The sequence below is a fragment of the Nonomuraea lactucae genome (assembly GCF_003313395.1).
Lineage (GTDB): Bacteria > Actinomycetota > Actinomycetes > Streptosporangiales > Streptosporangiaceae > Nonomuraea > Nonomuraea lactucae.
Genome location: NZ_QNFZ01000048.1, coordinates 46,264 through 62,277, shown reverse-complemented (window position 1 = coordinate 62,277; position 16,014 = coordinate 46,264). Strand labels below are relative to the sequence as shown.

Genomic DNA, 16,014 nt, shown 5'->3' with positions numbered 1-16,014 from the left:
GCCGGCTGCGCCATCATCCGGCTGATCACCGCCCATCTCCGCGACGGCGCCAGCGTCTCCTGGCAGGGCCACGACCTGGACTTCACCGAGGCGCGAAACGACGCCAGCGACTCTGCGGCCGCCTGCCTCAGCGGCGTGCGCCCGAACGGTCTGCCATGCAGCACGGCCGTCGCGGGCACCAGGGAGCACCGCCGCCGGAAAACCGTTTGAGGCTTCCTCCCGCGTTCCCGTAGGTTGCCTGCGGCCCCGTCGCAGTGAGGACAGAGGACAAACCGCGTGACCCCGCCTGCTCTTTAGACCTGACACCTTCTTCCGCTCACCTTCAAGCCGACCCTCCCGTCGGCTCTGCCGGGCTGTCCGTGTGCGCCCGGTCATACGGCGTTTGAGGTCGCGCGCAATCGGCCTCGTGTCAGGTCTAGAGAGATCATGTCTTCACAACCTCATACTGTGCTGCCCTGGGTCGTCCGTCGGACCAGGCTGCCTCTGCTGTCGTTGCGGTGCGTGCGCTGTTGGTCGGAGTCGGCCACCACCGGCGAGGGCAGGTTCCGCGTCAACGCCAACGGCAAGCTGCTGGACGTGTGGCTGCTGGTCCGCTGCGTGTCCTGCGATCGGACGAGCAAGCTCACCGTGCACGAGCGAGCGTCGGTCACCTCCTTCGATCCGGCCGAGCTCGACCGCTACCACGCCAACGATCCGGAGCTGGTGGCGTCCAGGCTGTTGGATCCGCTGCTCGCCCGGCGCAACCGCTTCACCCTGGACTGGAAAGGGGCCTGGCGGCTGGACACTTCGCCGGCATGGCTGGACGAGGCGTGGCCGGTCCAGGTGGAGGTCGTCTTCGAGGATCCGATACCGGTGCGCCCGGACCGGCTCATCGCACAGGGGCTCGGCCTCAGCAGGAACGAGGTGCTGCGCCGGATCAAGTGCGACATTCCGCTGCGCCGTCCGACGAGCGCCGGGTTCACCTTTACCGTGATGGCCGGAGACTAGCGGGGCTGTAGCCGCGGCGCGCGATCCCCTCAAGCATCCGTGCGAAATCCGCCCGGACTCCTGGTAAGACTGGCAAGCCTGAACAACGCCTCTCCTACCAGGAGTCCTTCACCTTCCGGCCGAACACCTTTGCCGACGCCGTCGACGCAGGCGCGTCAGTGGTGGTGGCCGTGCCGGCCGAGGGTCTCCACGGGGGTCGCGCCGGGGCGGGTCCACTGCGGCACGGGGCCGCTGGTCGGGCCCCAGGTGGCGTTCCCGTCCGCGTCCGAGCGCCAGAACCAGCACGGGCGGCGCCCCTCGGGCCAGCCCTCGGGCGTGTCCTCCCACGCCTCGCCGCGGCCGTAGGGCGTCATGTCGAGCAGGCCGAGGGACCCGTTGACCGGCTCGTTGCCACGGCCCGTCGTGGAGTAGGTGGGGAACACGCGGTCGCCGTCGCGCAGGAAGCAGGTGATGTAACCCATGCTGCCGCCGACCGGCGCGTCCACGTCGCGCACCGAGTACCAGGGCTGGGTGTAGCCCATGAACTCGACGTAGGAGGCCACCTCGTCCCACCGGCCCGTGGTCAGGATGGCGAACGAGACGCCGCGGGTGTTGAGGTAGACAGCGTCCTTCAGGTGCCAGGCCGTGGTGGTGCAGCCCTCGCACTGCCCCTGGTGCGGCGCGCCGCCGTACCACATGTGCTTGTAGACCACGAGTTCGTCGCGCCCCTGGAACAGGTCCAGGAACGGGACCGGGCCGTCGGGTCCGACGACCTCGACCGTCCCGTCGAGCTCCACCATCGGCAGCCGGCGGCGGGCCGCGGCGATGGCGTCGCCCTCGCGGGTGTGGACCTTCTCGCGGACCAGAAGCTCGTCGCGGGCGTTCCCGTTGCGGTTCATGCCCGACGGTGTCCGTCTGTGGCCATGCTTTGTGGTCCGGCAATGGCCCAGCAACTATCCGGGTCGCTTCCTGCAGGGAACGTGCGGGAGAATCCGGACAGTTGGAACGGGAACACCTGAGTTTGTGCCAGGAGAAAATCCAGCGGTAGCGCCACGCCGAATCCGATCCTCGCGCACGCCGGGGAGTGCGCCGCCGGGCCTGGCCGACTCCGCCCACACGGCGAGCTCCCGGCCGAGCCGTTCCACCAGCTCGCTGCGGTGCGACTCGGCCCGGCGGCCGTTGGCCAGCACGCGGCGGGCCACGCCGAACAGCCGCAGGCGCGCGTCCCGCTCCTCGGGAATGTCGTCGAGGCGGCGCCAGGCCGTGGTGAACGTCTCGGCGAGGGCGTAGGCGGCGTCTTCGTGGGAGTCGGTGCGCCGCCGGACATAGGCTTACGGGATCTCGTACGGATGCCCGTGCACCTCCAACGCCGGGGTTCGCTGCCGCCTGCCAGTTACTGTCCGATTTTCGGATTAGATCTGCCTGAGTGCGCGAGCGAGGCCGTCGGGGGACTCGTTCCGCTCCATGATCGTGGTGAGCACCTCACGTAGGTCGGCCACCCGCGCCTTGCCGAGGTCTGCTTCGAGGCGTCGCTCGAAGTCAGCGTGGAACTCCTGCGCGGACGCCATCAGCGCCCGGCAGCGATCGGTCAGGTTGAGCCGCTTCACCCGTCCATCGGCCGGGTCCGGGGTCCGCTTCACGTAGCCCGCGGCCACCATCTCCTCGACCGTCTTGGCGGCCCCCTGCGGCGTGATCTGGAGTCGGGCGGCGAGCTGGCTGGTGGTCAGCTCCTCTCTGGCCAGCACCCTGAACGCGTAGCCGAAGGTCGGCCGGATACCGGTGAAGCCCGCACCGGCCAGATGGGCGTGCAGCTCGGCGACGAACTGGTGATAGGCCAGCCCGAGCAGCACGCCGAAGTCGATCTCATCCATCCCTGGCCTCCGGTTGACACAGTCACCACCCAAGATATACAACCATGGTTGTAAACCTTGGTTGTATATCTCTGGAGGATACACCGTGCCTATCGTCCGAGGAGCCACCGCTCCCACCTTCACCGTCGGCCACACGACCTTCACCGGCCTGGCCTCCCCTAGCCGGGGCGCGAAGGAGACCTGCGTCTGGCGTACCCATGTGAGTCCTGGGGCGCTTCCCGCCGAGCACTCGTTCGACCACGAAGAGGTGCTTATCGTGCTGTCCGGCCGGGCGACCGCCACGCTGGACGGCGTCGAGCACGAGGTGTCCGCCGGCGACGCGATCGTGGTGCCCGCGCACACACTGTTCAGCCTCGCCAACCCGCACGACGAACCACTGGAGTTGGTCGCGGCGCTCCCGGTGGGCGCGCTCGCCCGCATGAACGGCGGCGACCCCTTCGTGCCCCCGACCGCGCAATAGCCACCCGAAAGGACCTCTCCCGTGCCGGTCATCTCCGGGGCCGACGCCCCCACCTTCGCCCTCCCGCACGTCACCGCCACCGGCCTCGCGGCCCCCAGCAGGGGCGCCACCGAGACCTGCGCCTGGCGGTTCGCCATCGCACCCGGCATGCCCGCCGACAGCCACGCGGTCGACCGCGAGGAGATCTTCGTCGTGCTGTCGGGAAGTCTGACCGCCATCATCGAAGGCGAGGAGCACGCGCTCAGCGCGGGCGACGCGCTGATCGTGCCCGCGCACACCCCGTTCGGTATCGGTAACCCGCACGACGAACCGGCCGAGTTGGTCGCGGTCCTCCCCGTAGGCGGGCGGGCGATCATGCCCGGTATGGCGCCGTTCACCCCGCCATGGGCGGAGTGATCGTCAGCCCACGGACGCCTGAGATCACAGACCTGTTCGAGGCGCGCCAGCGGCCGCAGTGTTCCGAGTGGACCAGCCTAGGCGGCGCCCGCCCTTCCATCGGGCGTGGAGGTTGGCGCGCAGTTGGTCGCGCTTCTCAGGAGTCGAGGGGACTCCTCCCGGCGGCTGATACAGCCGTCGATCGTGGCCAGGTCGGTGAAGTCGTAGAAGACGCGCCTGTCAGCGCGGCCCACCACGCGAGCGTTGTACCGCTCGCGCCACTTGCGGATGGCCGCCGGCTTCCGGCTAAGGCGGGTTCAGGCGTCCTCCGCGCCGGACCTGGCCGGCGGCCCAGGCTTACCGAAAGCCATCGCAGCCGAGCCTGCGCGCAGCAGTCTACGAAGGTTTGGAGGAACCGGCGCACCCAAGCGCCCGTGACGCATCTGTCCACCGGCGGACGAGCGCAGCTTGTCCATGACGCGTTCCCTCGTCGTCAACGAGGTTCCACACGATCGCCTCATCTATCCAGAAACGACGTCCGGACCTCGCGATCCGCAGGCCTCGGTAGTCATCAACGTAGCCGTGTCGCCGGACGCCATCCAAGAGCCGCTGGCGCTCCTCGCGATTCGGCGCCTCGGCCGAAAGCCGCGACGGCATGCCGACGATCTCGTCCCAGCTGTACTCGAAGCAACGCTGGGCCGTACGGTTCGCGTAAACGAACAACGGGTCCGCCGAGGTGTCATGCGCGAGCAGGACGAACGGGGCGTCCTCGTAGAGCCACCGCGATACGTCCCTCTCGTCGACGCCAGCGGGCAGCAGGGACGACCCGACGATACGGCCGAAACTATCCATCAGTAAATTGGCGAAACGGACATCGGTTGGAGTGGATAAAGAAGTCATAACGTAACACCCCTCGGAGGAAACACCATAAGTAGAGCCACCGCGATACGTCCCTCTCGTCGACGCCAGCGGGCAGCAGGGACGACCCGACGATACGGCCGAAACTATCCATCAGTAAATTGGCGAAACGGACATCGGTTGGAGTGGATAAAGAAGTCATAACGTAACACCCCTCGGAGGAAACACCATAACGGCACAAAAAGAACTCTATTGCCCAAACTCCGGTACTCGGCGTGACTAACAGCTTGAAGCTGACCACCGTCCGGGCTCCCGGACCCGTGCATCGCGCAGCCGGTGCACGGGTCCGGGCCGGTTCACCCCGCGGGACTCCGCTGCCAGGTCCAGTTCTGCCGTACGTACAGCCTCTCGAACCCCGCTTTCAGCATGTTGTGCAGGGACGAATTGTGCGCGCCCGCCTGCTCGCCCGCCGTCTCCGCGAACATCAGCCGGCAGCCGAGCGCCCAGGCGTCGCGGATGCGCGCCCGCAGCAACGCGGACTGGGCGCCACGGCGGCGATGGGACGGCAATGTGGCGGCGCCGAAGAGCTGGGCCACGTCACCGTCCACGTACATCCCTGCCGACGCCGTCACCTTCCCGTCGAACCTGATGGCGTAGGCGTGGAAACCCGGCCGCCCGACGGCGGCGGCCGCCATCTCCACGAGCGGCCCCTGCGGCATGCCGAAACCACGCATCAGGACTGATGCCCATCGCCGCGCCTCCCGCTCGTCGACCCGCTCGACCCGCAGCCCCGGCTCCGGAATCCTCGTCCAGCCAGGCAGGTCGCGCACGAGTTTCACCCACGGCGGTCCTGCGGCCAGCCCGTGCTCGGCACAGATCTGCTCCCAGTCGGTGGGCAGCACCCAGGGCGCGAGCTGCAGGACGGCCATCGGAACGGCCCTGGACCGGTAGAACTCGCAGATCTCCTTGATGAGCTCAGCCGTGACGGGCTCGGCGAAGCCGAATCCCAGCGCCTTGCTCCAGTAGCCCGTCGGGTCGTCGCGCATGGACAGGACGACACCGCCGCCGAGCCGGGCGCATTCTATGCCGAGAGCGGCCCGAACCTCGGCGCGCGCACCCGACTCGAACCGGAACATGGCCTCGGCCTCGGCGAGCTCGGCCATCTCCATGTCCAGGCGGGGATAATCGTACACAGAATGCTCCCTCGATTCCTGCGGGGCGCTCAAACCGGCGTTCATCCGGCCCTCTCTCCCCGACCCCGCGGCATCAAGGATCACTGACGTCCACCTGGAGCGACATCGGCCAACCGACCTATCCGACCAGCGGGGCCGCCGCAGATGGTCGGGCGAGCAAGCCATGCTCGATGGCGAACACGGCCACACTGGCCCGGGTCCGCTGCCCGGTCTTGTCGTAGACGTGGGAGAGGTGGTGCCCGACGGTCCGGCTGGAGATCACCAGCCGCTCGCCGATCTCCCGGTTGCTCAGCCCCTGGGCCGCCAGCCGGAGAACCTCCAGCTCACGCTCCGTCAGTGCTGCCACCAGCACCGGCCGAGGCGGGCCCGCCTCGGCCGGAACCGACCGCGCCCCGCCCGCCCGCCGGTCGGCGGGCCGTTCACGGCATCCACCGCAGAGGCTTCGCGGTACGCCCGCGGCTCGGTGAGCGCGGCGGACATGGCGCGCGGAATACCGGCGGTGCCGTAAGGCGGCTCGCCCGATCCGTACCGACATGCGAACGTCGCAATCGGCGTCTCCGTCAAGAGCGGCCGGCTGAGGTTTCGACATGATGTCCCCCTGGGTTACTTGTTGGCACCCGCAAGATGCGCCGGCCACGCCAGAAGTTCGATCAGTCGGCGAATCGGTACGCGCCACCCGGAGCCGACCTCAGCCGGCCAGGCCAGTGACGGTCAGCGCGACGGCCTCGAGGGGCCGCCATGATGCCGGGGATGGAACACCCGCAGCCGCCCCACCCGGCCCTGCTCCATGAACATCACCCACACGGACGCCGGTGGACAGTGGAAGGGGTCGTCGGGGGGATTGGTCAGGTCGGTCTCCCAGATGACCACATCGTGGCCGGCGACGACGTTGGCCAGGTGATGGCGCACACCGTCGTCGAGGTTGCGGTTCATCACCTGCACGGGATAGTCAAGACCGTGCGTGTGCTTGTCGCGGGCCCACGTCGTCTCCACCATCGGCGACCACTGTGCCGCCAGCGCCTCACCGAACGAGCCGCGCTCCGCGGCCCGCAGCGTCTCCTCAGCGTCCCGGCGGCATGCCTCGGTCAGCGCCGCCACATCGTCGTGTGCCAGCCTCGAAGTCGCCAGCAGCGCTTCGGAGATCTTGGCCCGCGCCTGGCTGAGCCGGCTGCGCACCGTTCCCACCGGCACCGCGCACAACTCCGCGATCTGGTCATAGGCGGTCACCCCCGTGAAGTGGCGCAGCATCGTCACCAGTCGCAGGTTGGGCGACAGCTCCTGCAGGGCGCGCCAGATCCAGTCCCGCGTCGCGTACCGATCCAGCAGCTCGCCCGGGTCGGGCTCGGCGCACGGCGGTGCGAGCGACTCGATGTCGTCTGTCGGCACCGCGGTTCTGGTGCGAAGTTGCATCCGGCAGACGTTCCGGACGACCGCCCGCAGCCACGCCCCCACCGCGTGCGGATCGCGGACGTCCCCGATGCGGCGCAACGCGACCAGGGCGGCTTCCTGGACGGCGTCCTCGGCGTCGGGGCCGTATCCCAGGATGCTCAGAGCGACCGCGCGCATGTCCGCCTGGTGTCGGGCCAGCAGCACCCCGAGAGCGGTGACATCCCCCGATTGCGCCTCGCGGACCAGGTCAGCCTCGGCCAGTACCGCATCAGCCATGCCGTCCAGGTTACAGACGGCGATCTCCGTGACAGGAGGAATGCCGGAAATCCACGGACATCGGCAGTCCCAGAGTGACCTGGACCGGCGCGCCTCGTCAGATCGACAGCACCTTGGCGAAGGCCTTGGCGATGTCGGCGGTGCGGGCGGGGTCGTCCATGAGCGTCGACTGGCGCACCCAGACCACCGTCTATCCTGGCCACGATCATCGCGTTCGTCGTGGGCTACGCGGCCGTCGCCTTTCGTCATCCTGGCGGTCACGCTCGACTGGATCCCCGTATAGGGCTGACCCGCCTGGACCCCGAGGGTGCCGGAGGCGGCCTGTAACGTCCGATCCGGCCCAGGGCCCATGGGGTCCCCGGGCCGGGCGTGGTGTCAGGCCCTGAGCGTGCCGGCCGCGGCCGGGCAGCCGTCCAGGGCCCGCGGCACCGCAGTCTCTTCAGAGCACGCTCGCGCCGGTCAGAGTATGCCGTCGATTTCCGGCTTGATCAGCTCGATGCGGGTTCCCTCGTTGGGACAGCCCCCCAGGTGATGGAGCGCGATCACCCTGTGCGTGGAGCGGGCGATGACCGGCGAACCCGACGAGCCGCCTTCGGTGTCACAGAGGTAGCCGCTGTTGACGCCGCTGACGGGCCTGTCGATGACGCAGTTCCCGTTGTTCCGGTCGCTGGTGATGGAGAGCTTCTTCACGGCCGCGCGCGGGTGCCCGGCGATGTAGATCTGCTCGCCCTGCAGGGGGCGGCGAGCGTCGAGCTCCAGGTAGCCGAAGCTGGAGATGGCGCCGAAGTTCTGCACGGTGAGCAGCGTGTAGTCGAGGCTGGACAGCGGGCTGGTCTTCAGCATCTGCTCGCCCACGACCTTGGTCACCGGGTTGGCACCGGTGCCGCCGCACGTCGGGCAGTCATAGTTGAACTGGATCTCGGTCTGCCTGACGCCACTGGTCGTACTGACGCAGTGGTTGTTCGTCAGCAACCGATTGTTCGGCCCGACCCGCCAGCCGGTGCAGGCGCTGGTGCCGCCGATGAGCAGCCGGGCCACCGCGCGGGAGCGCTGGTACTCCGTCGGATGGCTGGACCGGTAGCAGACCGCGTCGCGATAGTCATTGGCGCCGCAGATGGACAGGGGCCGGACGGCGTCGCGCGCCGCGAACTCCGCTGGGGTGAAGCCTCGTGCGATCCGGTCGAGGCGAACGTACGATCCGATGCCGCGCGTCGGGCTGTGCAGCGTCACGACCGCGGTGTCGCCCTCGACCGACATCGCCCAGAAGCCGCGGTCGGCGGTGGTCGCGGCGGAGTTTTCGGGCCGCTGTACGCGTGTGGGGTCGGAGAGGTAGGTGTGGGTTTCGCGCCCGGCAGGGTCTGACACGGTGATGTAGTCGCCGGGCCGTAACAGGAGTTCGTCGATGTGGACCTTGACGTAGGTGGCGTCGGCATGCCGGATTGTGGTGCTGGTGCGATTCGCGCCGAGCCGCCGGGATACGGCCTGCTCGGTACCGACCACCTCAGGTGCCGGATCGGCGGCTGTCACGGCTTGGGCCGTCTGGGGCGAGGGCTGGGATGGTAAGGCTGGGGGCGCGGCGTTGGCGGGCGTCGCGGTGGTTACCGCGACGAACACCACCGTGGCTGCCATCGTGAGTCGTCGCATCAGCTGGCAGTCCTTTCGTGTGACTGGGGGTGACGCGACGATATGCCTGGATACTCGGACCGCCTCATACCATTTATCTATTTGTGGAGCGTTATAGCTGAGCACCTCGCTCGCTGATGCGGGCCGCCATCCTCCCCCCGACGGGACATCCACGCTCGAGACCTAATCTTGCCGCGCTGATCGGATCGCGCATGCGGCGGTGCCCTCCCCAAGGCGGGCATGCTGATCAAACGCTTGATCCAGACAAGCTGTCTGACCACTTCGAGTGGCTGATCAAGAAGTCCGGATTGCCGCCCCTACGGCTGCACGACCTCCGGCACTGCGCGGCCACCGTCATGCCGGCGGCCGGCGCCGTCATGAAGGACGTGTCGGCGCACCTGGGACACCGGCAGTTCTGGTTCACCACCGACACCCCGAGTTGGCCGCCGAGTCGGCTAAGGCAGCCGTGGCGATGATCCCACGACGCGCGGCACGCGGCGCAGTTTCATAAATTCTTGGCGGATGGTGGAGCGTCGTTGTGATCAGGCTGTGCCACTCTCGTTCCGCATATGTTCCGGATCTTGGGATAACAGCAGGGGTGGCGCGGCCCGAGTGTCGGGCCGCGCGCGAGAACGGCCCCAGGCCGCACGCGCAGCGTGCGACCCGCACAGCGGGCTAGGCAGTTGTGTGCGACCGACGTCGATCGTTGACGCCTGGCTCGTGGTCTTGTGCTTGAGGCGTTCATGTCGGCTTAGTCGAAACAGTGTCCGCCAACCCTGGCGGGTCTAACAGGGCAATATTTCGTGCCGCTCGGCATCCGGACCGGTGGCCCGGAATGCTGTGGTTGTCCAGAGCGCCGATACAGGGTGTGGGCCGCCGCATGACGAACCTGACATGCTTTCCAAAGAAAATCTTTAGTTGTTGTAGCGTTCTTGCGCTAAAACTATCGGGTACGTCGGATTTCGAGTCAGGCGCGGGGGCCTGTGCGTGACAGCTACCGGGATACTCCAATTCCGTGCGCCTCAGTGTCTTGACCACGACATATCAGGAGGCCTCAATGACCGTATCCTACGACTCAACAGACTTTTTCATCGCCGGCAACACGACCCTCGGTTACCAGTGGCGATATGCGAATGAAGCCTACCGCGGCCCCATCGTGCTCGGTGCGGTTCCGCAGCTGCTCAACTGGGCAATGAATGGATCGCTGGGGCATGTTCGGTTCACCTCGACAAACCCTGATGGCCTCACTAGCCGATGCTTCTATCACTTCACTGTCACGAACGGCAACACCGTCGGGCTTTGGTTTCGCACCCACGCTGCCAATAGCTGACTATCAAAAGGGACAACAATATGAACCTAAATAACGTCACGCTGATCACCGATGATTATGGCAATATCCTCGGTGGGTCATTCGGCGGTCAGTCGGAACTCGGTAATGGGGATGAGGGCAAGGCGACCCTTGTGGCCCTGGAAGGGCAGCGGCTCTGGAAGGATGTCTCCTTGACGAGCGAGCTCCGCCGGCAAGAGGACGATGAGGCGCTGCTCAAGGAGTTGCTAGCGCATCGAGTCAACGAAGAAGGCAAGCTTGTGCGCAAAAGCTGACATGCTCGCAGGGCTGACTTTCTAGAGTCCGCCGCACGATGTCAGGCACTTCTTGGGCTTATGACTTGCTCTGATCCTGAACATGACGACGCCCCCGCGCTGGACAAGGAGCGTCGTCATGTTCGGTTGAGTGATCTTGGAGTAACAGGACCTGCTCCCAGTCAGAAAGCCGCCCTGGGCTGTCTCCGCACCCGCGGTCGCGCTCGCGGGATCAATCGAAAGAAGCGACTGCGTCTCCAGGAGATCGGACCGGCGGCGGACTGGGCACTCACGTGCTCCTCGCACAAGACGACGGACATCAGGCGGTTCGATGTCGGTGGCGAATACATCGATGTGGGGCCACGGCTGATTACGCCGGCGAGGTCGCCGAGGTCTTCCCGGAGCTTCGCAGCGGCGGAGTCGGGACAGTAGACGATCTTCTCGCCACCGTGGTGCCAGAATTTGCCGTGTGGAACTCGGCAACCAGAGGTGTGCTGCGCCACTGGTCGAGCTGCCAAGCGCCTCCGGTATCGGCACGGCTGCGAAGAGCCGCATGCCTGCGGCGAGCGACTTCACCGCTACCCGGCCCCAAGGACTGCCCCAAGGCCAAGTTCTGCCCGCCCGACTGCGCCAAGCACGCGGTTGCATGCCCCAAGCAGGTGAGCGGCTGGACGTTCGTGAAGCCGAAGGGCAAGGGCAAGGGCAAGGGCAAGATCGCCCTCCCGCCTCCGTTGATCGCGCTGCTCAAGCTCCAGAAGGAAGCCCAGCAGGTTGAACGGGAAGCCGCAGGGGAGAGGTGGCAGGAGTGGGACCTCGTCTGGTGCATGCCGGACGGAAACCCGCTAGACGCCGGCGACGACTGGGACGAGTGGAAAGAGATCCTCAAGGAAGCCGACATCGACAAGGACGCCCGAGTCCACGACGCCCGGCATACTGCCGCGACCCTGCACTCGAACAGGGCGTGGACATCCGCGTGGTCCAGGCCGTCCTTGGCCACTCCCAACTGACCACGACCAAGCGCTACACGCACATCACGGAGACCCTCGCCACGGAGGCGGCGGCGTGCATGGGTCGCGCTCTGTGGGACGGCTGATTGCAACCCATATTGCACCCCTGGGCGGATTTCCCGATCAACAAAAGGGGAGTCCGCCCAGTTCAGTGAGGTAGGGCGCCCGGGGCTCGAACCCGGAACCTACGGATTAAAAGTCCGCAGCTCTGCCAATTGAGCTAACGCCCCATGCACAGCAAGGGTACAGAGACTACCGCCCGCGGCGCGACGCCGTTCCCGCCCCCTCACAGTAACGGATCGAGGCGGGCGCCGGTTTCCGGGGCGAACCAGGAGGCGCCGTTGAGGTCCAGGTCGGCGCGGCAGGTGGTGTCCGGGGTGAAGGTGACGTCGCCGGGCATGCGGGCGTAGTGGAGGTCGCGGGAGTCGCCCAGGTTGAAGCCGATGACGGTCTCCGCGCCGAGGTGTTCGACGACCACGATCCGGGCGCGTAGGCCGCCGGGGGAGGTGCTGAGGGTGACCTTCTCCGCGCGGACGCCGAGGAGGACGGGGTCGGGGGTGGGGGCACGGAGGGGGAGGGGGCCGCCGGGGGTGGTGAGGGTGTCGCCGGTCGGGGTGCAGGGGATGAGGTTCATGGGCGGGCTGCCGATGAAGCGGGCCACGAAGGTGTTGGCGGGGCGGTCGTAGATCTCCTTCGGGGTGCCGTACTGCTGGATCGTGCCGTCGTTGAGCACGATGATGCGGGTGCCCATGGTCATGGCCTCGACCTGGTCGTGCGTGACGTACACGAAGGTCTTGCGGACCCGGTGGTAGAGGGCGGCGATCTCGGCGCGCATCTGGGTGCGGAGTTTGGCGTCGAGGTTCGAGAGGGGCTCGTCGAGGAGGTACAGGGCGGGTTCGCGGACGAGCGCGCGGGCGACGGCTACGCGCTGGCGCTGGCCGCCGGAGAGTGTGCGGGGGCGGCGGTCGAGGTGGTCGGTGAGCTCCATCATCGCGGCCACCTCCTCGACCTTGGCGTTCACGGCGGGGTCGCGCAGGAATCGGCGGCGCATGAGGGAGTTGGCCACCGGCAGGTGGTGGTACCAGCGGAAGCGGTTCATGAGGAGGGGGAAGGCGATGTTCGCGCGGACCGTCATGTGCGGGTACAGCGCGTACGACTGGAAGACGAAGGCGATCCGGCGGTCGCGCGGCTCCAGGGCGTTGACCTGGCGGCCGTCGAACTCCAGCGACCCGGAGGTGATGTCCGTGAGGCCGGCGATCATGCGGAGCATGGTGGACTTGCCGCACCCTGAGGGGCCCAGAAGCACCAAAAACTCCTGATCCTCCACCTCTGCTGAAAAATCAGTAATGACGGATGTGTCGCCGTACGACTTCGAAACACCGTCGAACACGATGCGAGGCACCTGGCACCTACCCCTTCACGGACCCGGACGTGAGCCCGCTGACGATCCGCCGCTGCACCAGCAGGAAGAAGACGATGGCCGGCAGCGTGAAGACCAGCGCGGCCGACATCACCGTGCCCAGCGGCGTGACGAACTCGCCGACATAGGAGGCCAGCCCCTTGGAGGCGGGCCATTTCTCCTTGTCGACCATGAACGTGTTGGCGAAGAGAAACTCGTTCCACCCGTCGAAGAACGAGATGACGGCCGCGGCCGCCACTGACGGCATCACCAGCGGCAGCACGACCTGCGGCAGCACCGCGTACCGCGGGCACCCGTCCACCCGGGCCGACTCCTCGATCTCGACCGGAATGCGGTCTATGGCGCTCTTGAGGATCCAGACCGCGACGGGCATGGCGAACGCGGTGTTCGCCAGCACCAGCCCGCCCAGATCGTTCAGCAGCCCAAGTACCAAAAAAATGGCATAAAGCGGGACGACGATCAGCGCCTCAGGCAGCATCTGCGTCGCGAACAGCGCGAACCCGAAGACGCCCCGACCCCTGAACCGGTACCGCGACAGAGCGTAGGCCGCCAGTACGGCCATCAGCAGGCTCAGCAGCGTCGTACCGAACGCCACGAAAGCGCTGTTGGCCAGCCAGTCCAGCATGGGCCCGAGCCCGGAGAACAGCTCGCCCAGCCGCGCCGGATCCGGCACCAGCGGCGCGTCGCCGGCGAAGATCTCCTGGTTGCGCCGGGTGGCCGTGGTCACCATCCAGTAGAGCGGAAAGCCCACCACGGCCACGAGCACCAGCACCACCAGGGCCCGCAGCACCCCGAACCGCCGCGAACGGGTCACCACGCCTCACTCTCCTTCGAGCGCCTTTCCAGCGCGAAGTGCGCCACGGTCACCACAGTGGACAGGACCAGGCCCACGGCGCCGATGGCCGCCGACAGGCCGAGGTCGGAGTTGATGAACGACTCCCGGTAGACGCTGATCACCACGGTGTTCGTGGCCTCCACCGGTCCGCCCTGCGTGAGCAGCCACACGATGTCGAAGCGCCGCAGTGACCAGATCGTCATCAGCAGCGCCGCCACCCGCAGCATGGGCAGCAGGTACGGGAACACGATCTGCCTGAACGTGTTGAGCGCGTCGGCCCCGTCCACCCGCGACGACTCGTACAGCTCGTCGGGCACCGACTGCAGCGCCGCCAGCACGACCAGCATCACGAAGGGGAAGACCTTCCAGACCGAGGCCGCCGTCACCGCGACCAGGGCCCACGAGGTGTCGGTCAGCCACCCCTGCGCGTCGAACCCGAGAGCGCGCACCAGCCGGTTCAGCACGCCGCTGTCGTTGTTGTAGATCCACACGAAGATCAGGCTCACCGCCACGGTGGGCACCGCCCACGGCATCGTCAGCACGGTCCGCGCGGCCGTACGGCCGGGGAAGGACCGGTTGAGCAGGACGGCGGCCACGGTGCCGAGCAGCAGCGAGCCGGCGACCACCGCGGCGGTGTAGACGAGCGTGACGTACAGCGAGTGGTAGAACCCCGGATCGCCGAAGAGCCTCGCGTAGTGCTGGAACCCGATGAACGACCCGCCCGTCGGGTTCAGCAACTGCGCGTCGGTGACGCTCAGCCAGAGGCCGTTGAGCAGGGGCGCGGCGGTCAGCAGCACGAGGTAGACCGCCGCGCCGCCGACGAAGAGGTACGGCAGGCGCCTCGCCGCCCCGGGGTTCTCGATCACCCGAGCTTCTCCGCCTCCTGCTGCGCCTGCTTCAGCGCGGCGGCGGGATCCGCGTTCTGCACGAGCACCCTCTCCACCTGCTGGAGCACGATGTGCCTGATCCGCGGTGTCTTGGTCTCGAAACCGTCGATCACGGCGTCCTGCGAGCCGGCGGCCTGGTCGCGGAAGACCGGCACCCACGGGTTCGCCGACAGGAACGCCTGCGGCGGCTGCGCGTCGGTGCCGATCACGCTGGCGCCGAGCGCCGCGGCGGCCGTCTCCTGCGCCTTCGCCGAGAAGAACCACTTCAGCCAGTCCTTGGCGAGCGCCTTGTTCGGGCTGTTCTTGTTGATGCCGACGAAGAAGCTGGCCCGGCTCGACCCCTTACCGGGGAAGGGCAGCGGCGCGGCTCCCACGCCGGAGGTGCTCGGCACCGTCGCGTTGCCGTTGACCATCGTGAACAGCGCGGAGCTGTTGTCGATCATCATGCCGATCTTGCCCTGCTGGAACTTCGACCTGAACGTGGAGGCGTCGTCGCCCACGGGCATCGCGCCGCTGGCGTACATCTGCTTGTACGCCGTCAGCGCGGCGACGTTCTCCGGCGAGTCGATGGTCAGCTTTCCGTCACGCGACCAGCCGCCGCCGAAGCCGTACGGCCAGTTGGAGAAGTCGATCCACCAGGGCGTCTCCTCGTTGATCTGGTGCCGCACGGCGAAGCCGGGGTTGCCGGTCTTCTCCTTGACGGCCTTGGCGGCGGCGACGAGTCCGGCCATGTCCCTGGGCGGCTGCACGCCCGCCTCGTCGAGCAGCTTCTTGTTCCAGAACAGGGCGTAGTTGACGTTCTCCCAGGCGTAGGCGAGCTGCTCGCCCTTGTAGGTGGCCGCCTGGTTGGTGGTGTTGAGCCGGCCCTTCTCGTCGGGGCCGAGGGCGTCGCCGACGGGTTCGAGGAGCCCGGCCTGGGCCAGCTCGGGGAAGAACGTGTCGGGGATGACGAGGATGTCGGGGCCGCCGCGCGCGCCCATCTGGGTCTTGAGCGTGCTCTCGTAGTCCTTGCGGGTGATCGCCTGCTGCTTCATCGTGGCCTTAGGGTTGGCCTGCTGGTAGCCGGTGACGGCCTTCCACAGCTGTTCACCTCTGTTGGGCTCCAGCCACTGGAAGTTGGCGAAGACGAGTTGTCCACCTTCGGCGGCGGGCTTGCCCTCGCCACCGCCACCGCCGCATGCGGTCGCAGCCAGCAGCGCCGTGCCGAGCACGGCGGCGAGCAGGACGGGTCGTGTTCTCATGGCCGCTCCATCGCGCACACCGGGGGTTCACG

At 67.5% G+C, this 16,014-nt stretch carries 18 protein-coding genes and 1 tRNA gene; 7 read left to right on the top strand and 12 right to left on the bottom strand.

Features of this window, described 5'->3' with window-relative positions; translation table 11 throughout:
• Positions 1 to 501: 501 nt before the first annotated feature.
• Positions 502 to 987: a DUF1062 domain-containing protein gene (locus DQW85_RS03500; protein WP_240196896.1), complete on the top strand. Its 486-nt coding sequence runs from the start codon at positions 502 to 504 to the stop codon at positions 985 to 987.
• A 155-nt stretch (positions 988 to 1,142) separates the two neighbouring features.
• Here DQW85_RS03500 and DQW85_RS03495 read toward each other — a convergent pair whose 3' ends face one another.
• Positions 1,143 to 1,865, bottom strand: coding sequence for a DUF899 family protein (locus DQW85_RS03495; protein ID WP_113698967.1), 723 nt, complete (start codon positions 1,863 to 1,865; stop codon positions 1,143 to 1,145).
• Between the two features lie 513 nt (positions 1,866 to 2,378).
• Positions 2,379 to 2,837, bottom strand: coding sequence for a MarR family winged helix-turn-helix transcriptional regulator (locus DQW85_RS03485; protein ID WP_205314854.1), 459 nt, complete (start codon positions 2,835 to 2,837; stop codon positions 2,379 to 2,381).
• An 85-nt stretch (positions 2,838 to 2,922) separates the two neighbouring features.
• On the opposite strand from DQW85_RS03485, the gene DQW85_RS03480 reads away from it, so the two are divergent.
• Both DQW85_RS03480 and DQW85_RS03475 read left to right on the top strand, forming a co-directional pair.
• On the top strand, positions 2,923 to 3,297 hold the full coding sequence (locus DQW85_RS03480) for a cupin domain-containing protein (protein WP_113698966.1): 375 nt from the start codon (positions 2,923 to 2,925) through the stop codon (positions 3,295 to 3,297).
• Positions 3,298 to 3,318: 21 nt separating this feature from the next.
• Complete coding sequence (locus tag DQW85_RS03475) at positions 3,319 to 3,693, top strand: cupin domain-containing protein (protein WP_113698965.1); 375 nt, start codon at positions 3,319 to 3,321, stop codon at positions 3,691 to 3,693.
• 375 nt (positions 3,694 to 4,068) lie between these two features.
• Here the strand turns inward: DQW85_RS03475 and DQW85_RS03470 are convergent, their stop codons facing one another.
• The 5 genes from DQW85_RS03470 to DQW85_RS03450 all read right to left on the bottom strand — a co-directional run bounded on the left by DQW85_RS03470 (position 4,069) and on the right by DQW85_RS03450 (position 9,032).
• Positions 4,069 to 4,572: an MEKHLA domain-containing protein gene (locus DQW85_RS03470; protein ID WP_113698964.1), complete on the bottom strand. Its 504-nt coding sequence runs from the start codon at positions 4,570 to 4,572 to the stop codon at positions 4,069 to 4,071.
• Between the two features lie 314 nt (positions 4,573 to 4,886).
• Positions 4,887 to 5,723, bottom strand: coding sequence for a GNAT family N-acetyltransferase (locus DQW85_RS03465; RefSeq protein WP_205314853.1), 837 nt, complete (start codon positions 5,721 to 5,723; stop codon positions 4,887 to 4,889).
• Positions 5,724 to 5,841: 118 nt separating this feature from the next.
• Positions 5,842 to 6,069: a response regulator transcription factor gene (locus tag DQW85_RS46470; RefSeq protein WP_275888165.1), complete on the bottom strand. Its 228-nt coding sequence runs from the start codon at positions 6,067 to 6,069 to the stop codon at positions 5,842 to 5,844.
• A 365-nt stretch (positions 6,070 to 6,434) separates the two neighbouring features.
• On the bottom strand, positions 6,435 to 7,388 hold the full coding sequence (locus tag DQW85_RS03455) for an RNA polymerase sigma factor (RefSeq protein WP_113698962.1): 954 nt from the start codon (positions 7,386 to 7,388) through the stop codon (positions 6,435 to 6,437).
• Between the two features lie 459 nt (positions 7,389 to 7,847).
• On the bottom strand, positions 7,848 to 9,032 hold the full coding sequence (locus DQW85_RS03450) for a trypsin-like serine peptidase (protein WP_205314852.1): 1,185 nt from the start codon (positions 9,030 to 9,032) through the stop codon (positions 7,848 to 7,850).
• 1,036 nt (positions 9,033 to 10,068) lie between these two features.
• On the opposite strand from DQW85_RS03450, the gene DQW85_RS44090 reads away from it, so the two are divergent.
• The 4 genes from DQW85_RS44090 to DQW85_RS48090 all read left to right on the top strand — a co-directional run bounded on the left by DQW85_RS44090 (position 10,069) and on the right by DQW85_RS48090 (position 11,685).
• Positions 10,069 to 10,341, top strand: a complete 273-nt coding sequence (locus tag DQW85_RS44090) for a hypothetical protein (RefSeq protein ID WP_162794690.1) — start codon at positions 10,069 to 10,071, stop codon at positions 10,339 to 10,341.
• Positions 10,342 to 10,361: 20 nt separating this feature from the next.
• On the top strand, positions 10,362 to 10,613 hold the full coding sequence (locus tag DQW85_RS03440; protein WP_113698959.1) for a hypothetical protein: 252 nt from the start codon (positions 10,362 to 10,364) through the stop codon (positions 10,611 to 10,613).
• Between the two features lie 638 nt (positions 10,614 to 11,251).
• Complete coding sequence (locus tag DQW85_RS45615; protein ID WP_205314851.1) at positions 11,252 to 11,599, top strand: tyrosine-type recombinase/integrase; 348 nt, start codon at positions 11,252 to 11,254, stop codon at positions 11,597 to 11,599.
• Positions 11,554 to 11,685, top strand: coding sequence for a hypothetical protein (locus DQW85_RS48090; protein ID WP_420819142.1), 132 nt, complete (start codon positions 11,554 to 11,556; stop codon positions 11,683 to 11,685). Before DQW85_RS45615 ends, DQW85_RS48090 begins: the two co-directional genes overlap by 46 nt.
• Before the next feature lie 71 nt (positions 11,686 to 11,756).
• Here the strand turns inward: DQW85_RS48090 and DQW85_RS03430 are convergent.
• The 5 genes from DQW85_RS03430 to DQW85_RS03410 form a co-directional block, all read right to left on the bottom strand.
• Positions 11,757 to 11,829: transfer RNA gene (locus DQW85_RS03430), tRNA-Lys, on the bottom strand.
• A 56-nt stretch (positions 11,830 to 11,885) separates the two neighbouring features.
• The gene (locus DQW85_RS03425) at positions 11,886 to 12,989 is read right to left on the bottom strand and encodes an ABC transporter ATP-binding protein (protein WP_275888164.1); all 1,104 of its coding nucleotides are present in this window, start codon (positions 12,987 to 12,989) and stop codon (positions 11,886 to 11,888) included.
• Between the two features lie 19 nt (positions 12,990 to 13,008).
• Entirely contained in the window at positions 13,009 to 13,836 is an 828-nt protein-coding gene (locus tag DQW85_RS03420) for a carbohydrate ABC transporter permease (RefSeq protein WP_205314848.1), read from the bottom strand.
• Complete coding sequence (locus DQW85_RS03415; protein WP_162794689.1) at positions 13,830 to 14,720, bottom strand: carbohydrate ABC transporter permease; 891 nt, start codon at positions 14,718 to 14,720, stop codon at positions 13,830 to 13,832. Before DQW85_RS03415 ends, DQW85_RS03420 begins: the two co-directional genes overlap by 7 nt.
• Positions 14,717 to 15,982: an ABC transporter substrate-binding protein gene (locus DQW85_RS03410; protein WP_113698956.1), complete on the bottom strand. Its 1,266-nt coding sequence runs from the start codon at positions 15,980 to 15,982 to the stop codon at positions 14,717 to 14,719. Before DQW85_RS03410 ends, DQW85_RS03415 begins: the two co-directional genes overlap by 4 nt.
• Positions 15,983 to 16,014: the final 32 nt, after the last annotated feature.

Excerpts from the sequence above, each read along its gene's own strand:
- DQW85_RS03440 (WP_113698959.1), top strand. The coding sequence starts at position 10,362 with ATGAACCTAAATAACGTCACGCTGATCACCGATGATTATGGCAATATC.
- DQW85_RS44090 (WP_162794690.1), top strand. The coding sequence starts at position 10,069 with ATGACCGTATCCTACGACTCAACAGACTTTTTCATCGCCGGCAACACG.
- DQW85_RS03470 (WP_113698964.1), bottom strand. The coding sequence starts at position 4,572 with ATGACTTCTTTATCCACTCCAACCGATGTCCGTTTCGCCAATTTACTG.
- DQW85_RS03455 (WP_113698962.1), bottom strand. The coding sequence starts at position 7,388 with ATGGCTGATGCGGTACTGGCCGAGGCTGACCTGGTCCGCGAGGCGCAA.
- DQW85_RS03495 (WP_113698967.1), bottom strand. The coding sequence starts at position 1,865 with ATGAACCGCAACGGGAACGCCCGCGACGAGCTTCTGGTCCGCGAGAAG.
- DQW85_RS03450 (WP_205314852.1), bottom strand. The coding sequence starts at position 9,032 with ATGCGACGACTCACGATGGCAGCCACGGTGGTGTTCGTCGCGGTAACC.
- DQW85_RS03485 (WP_205314854.1), bottom strand. The coding sequence starts at position 2,837 with ATGGATGAGATCGACTTCGGCGTGCTGCTCGGGCTGGCCTATCACCAG.
- DQW85_RS03410 (WP_113698956.1), bottom strand. The coding sequence starts at position 15,982 with ATGAGAACACGACCCGTCCTGCTCGCCGCCGTGCTCGGCACGGCGCTG.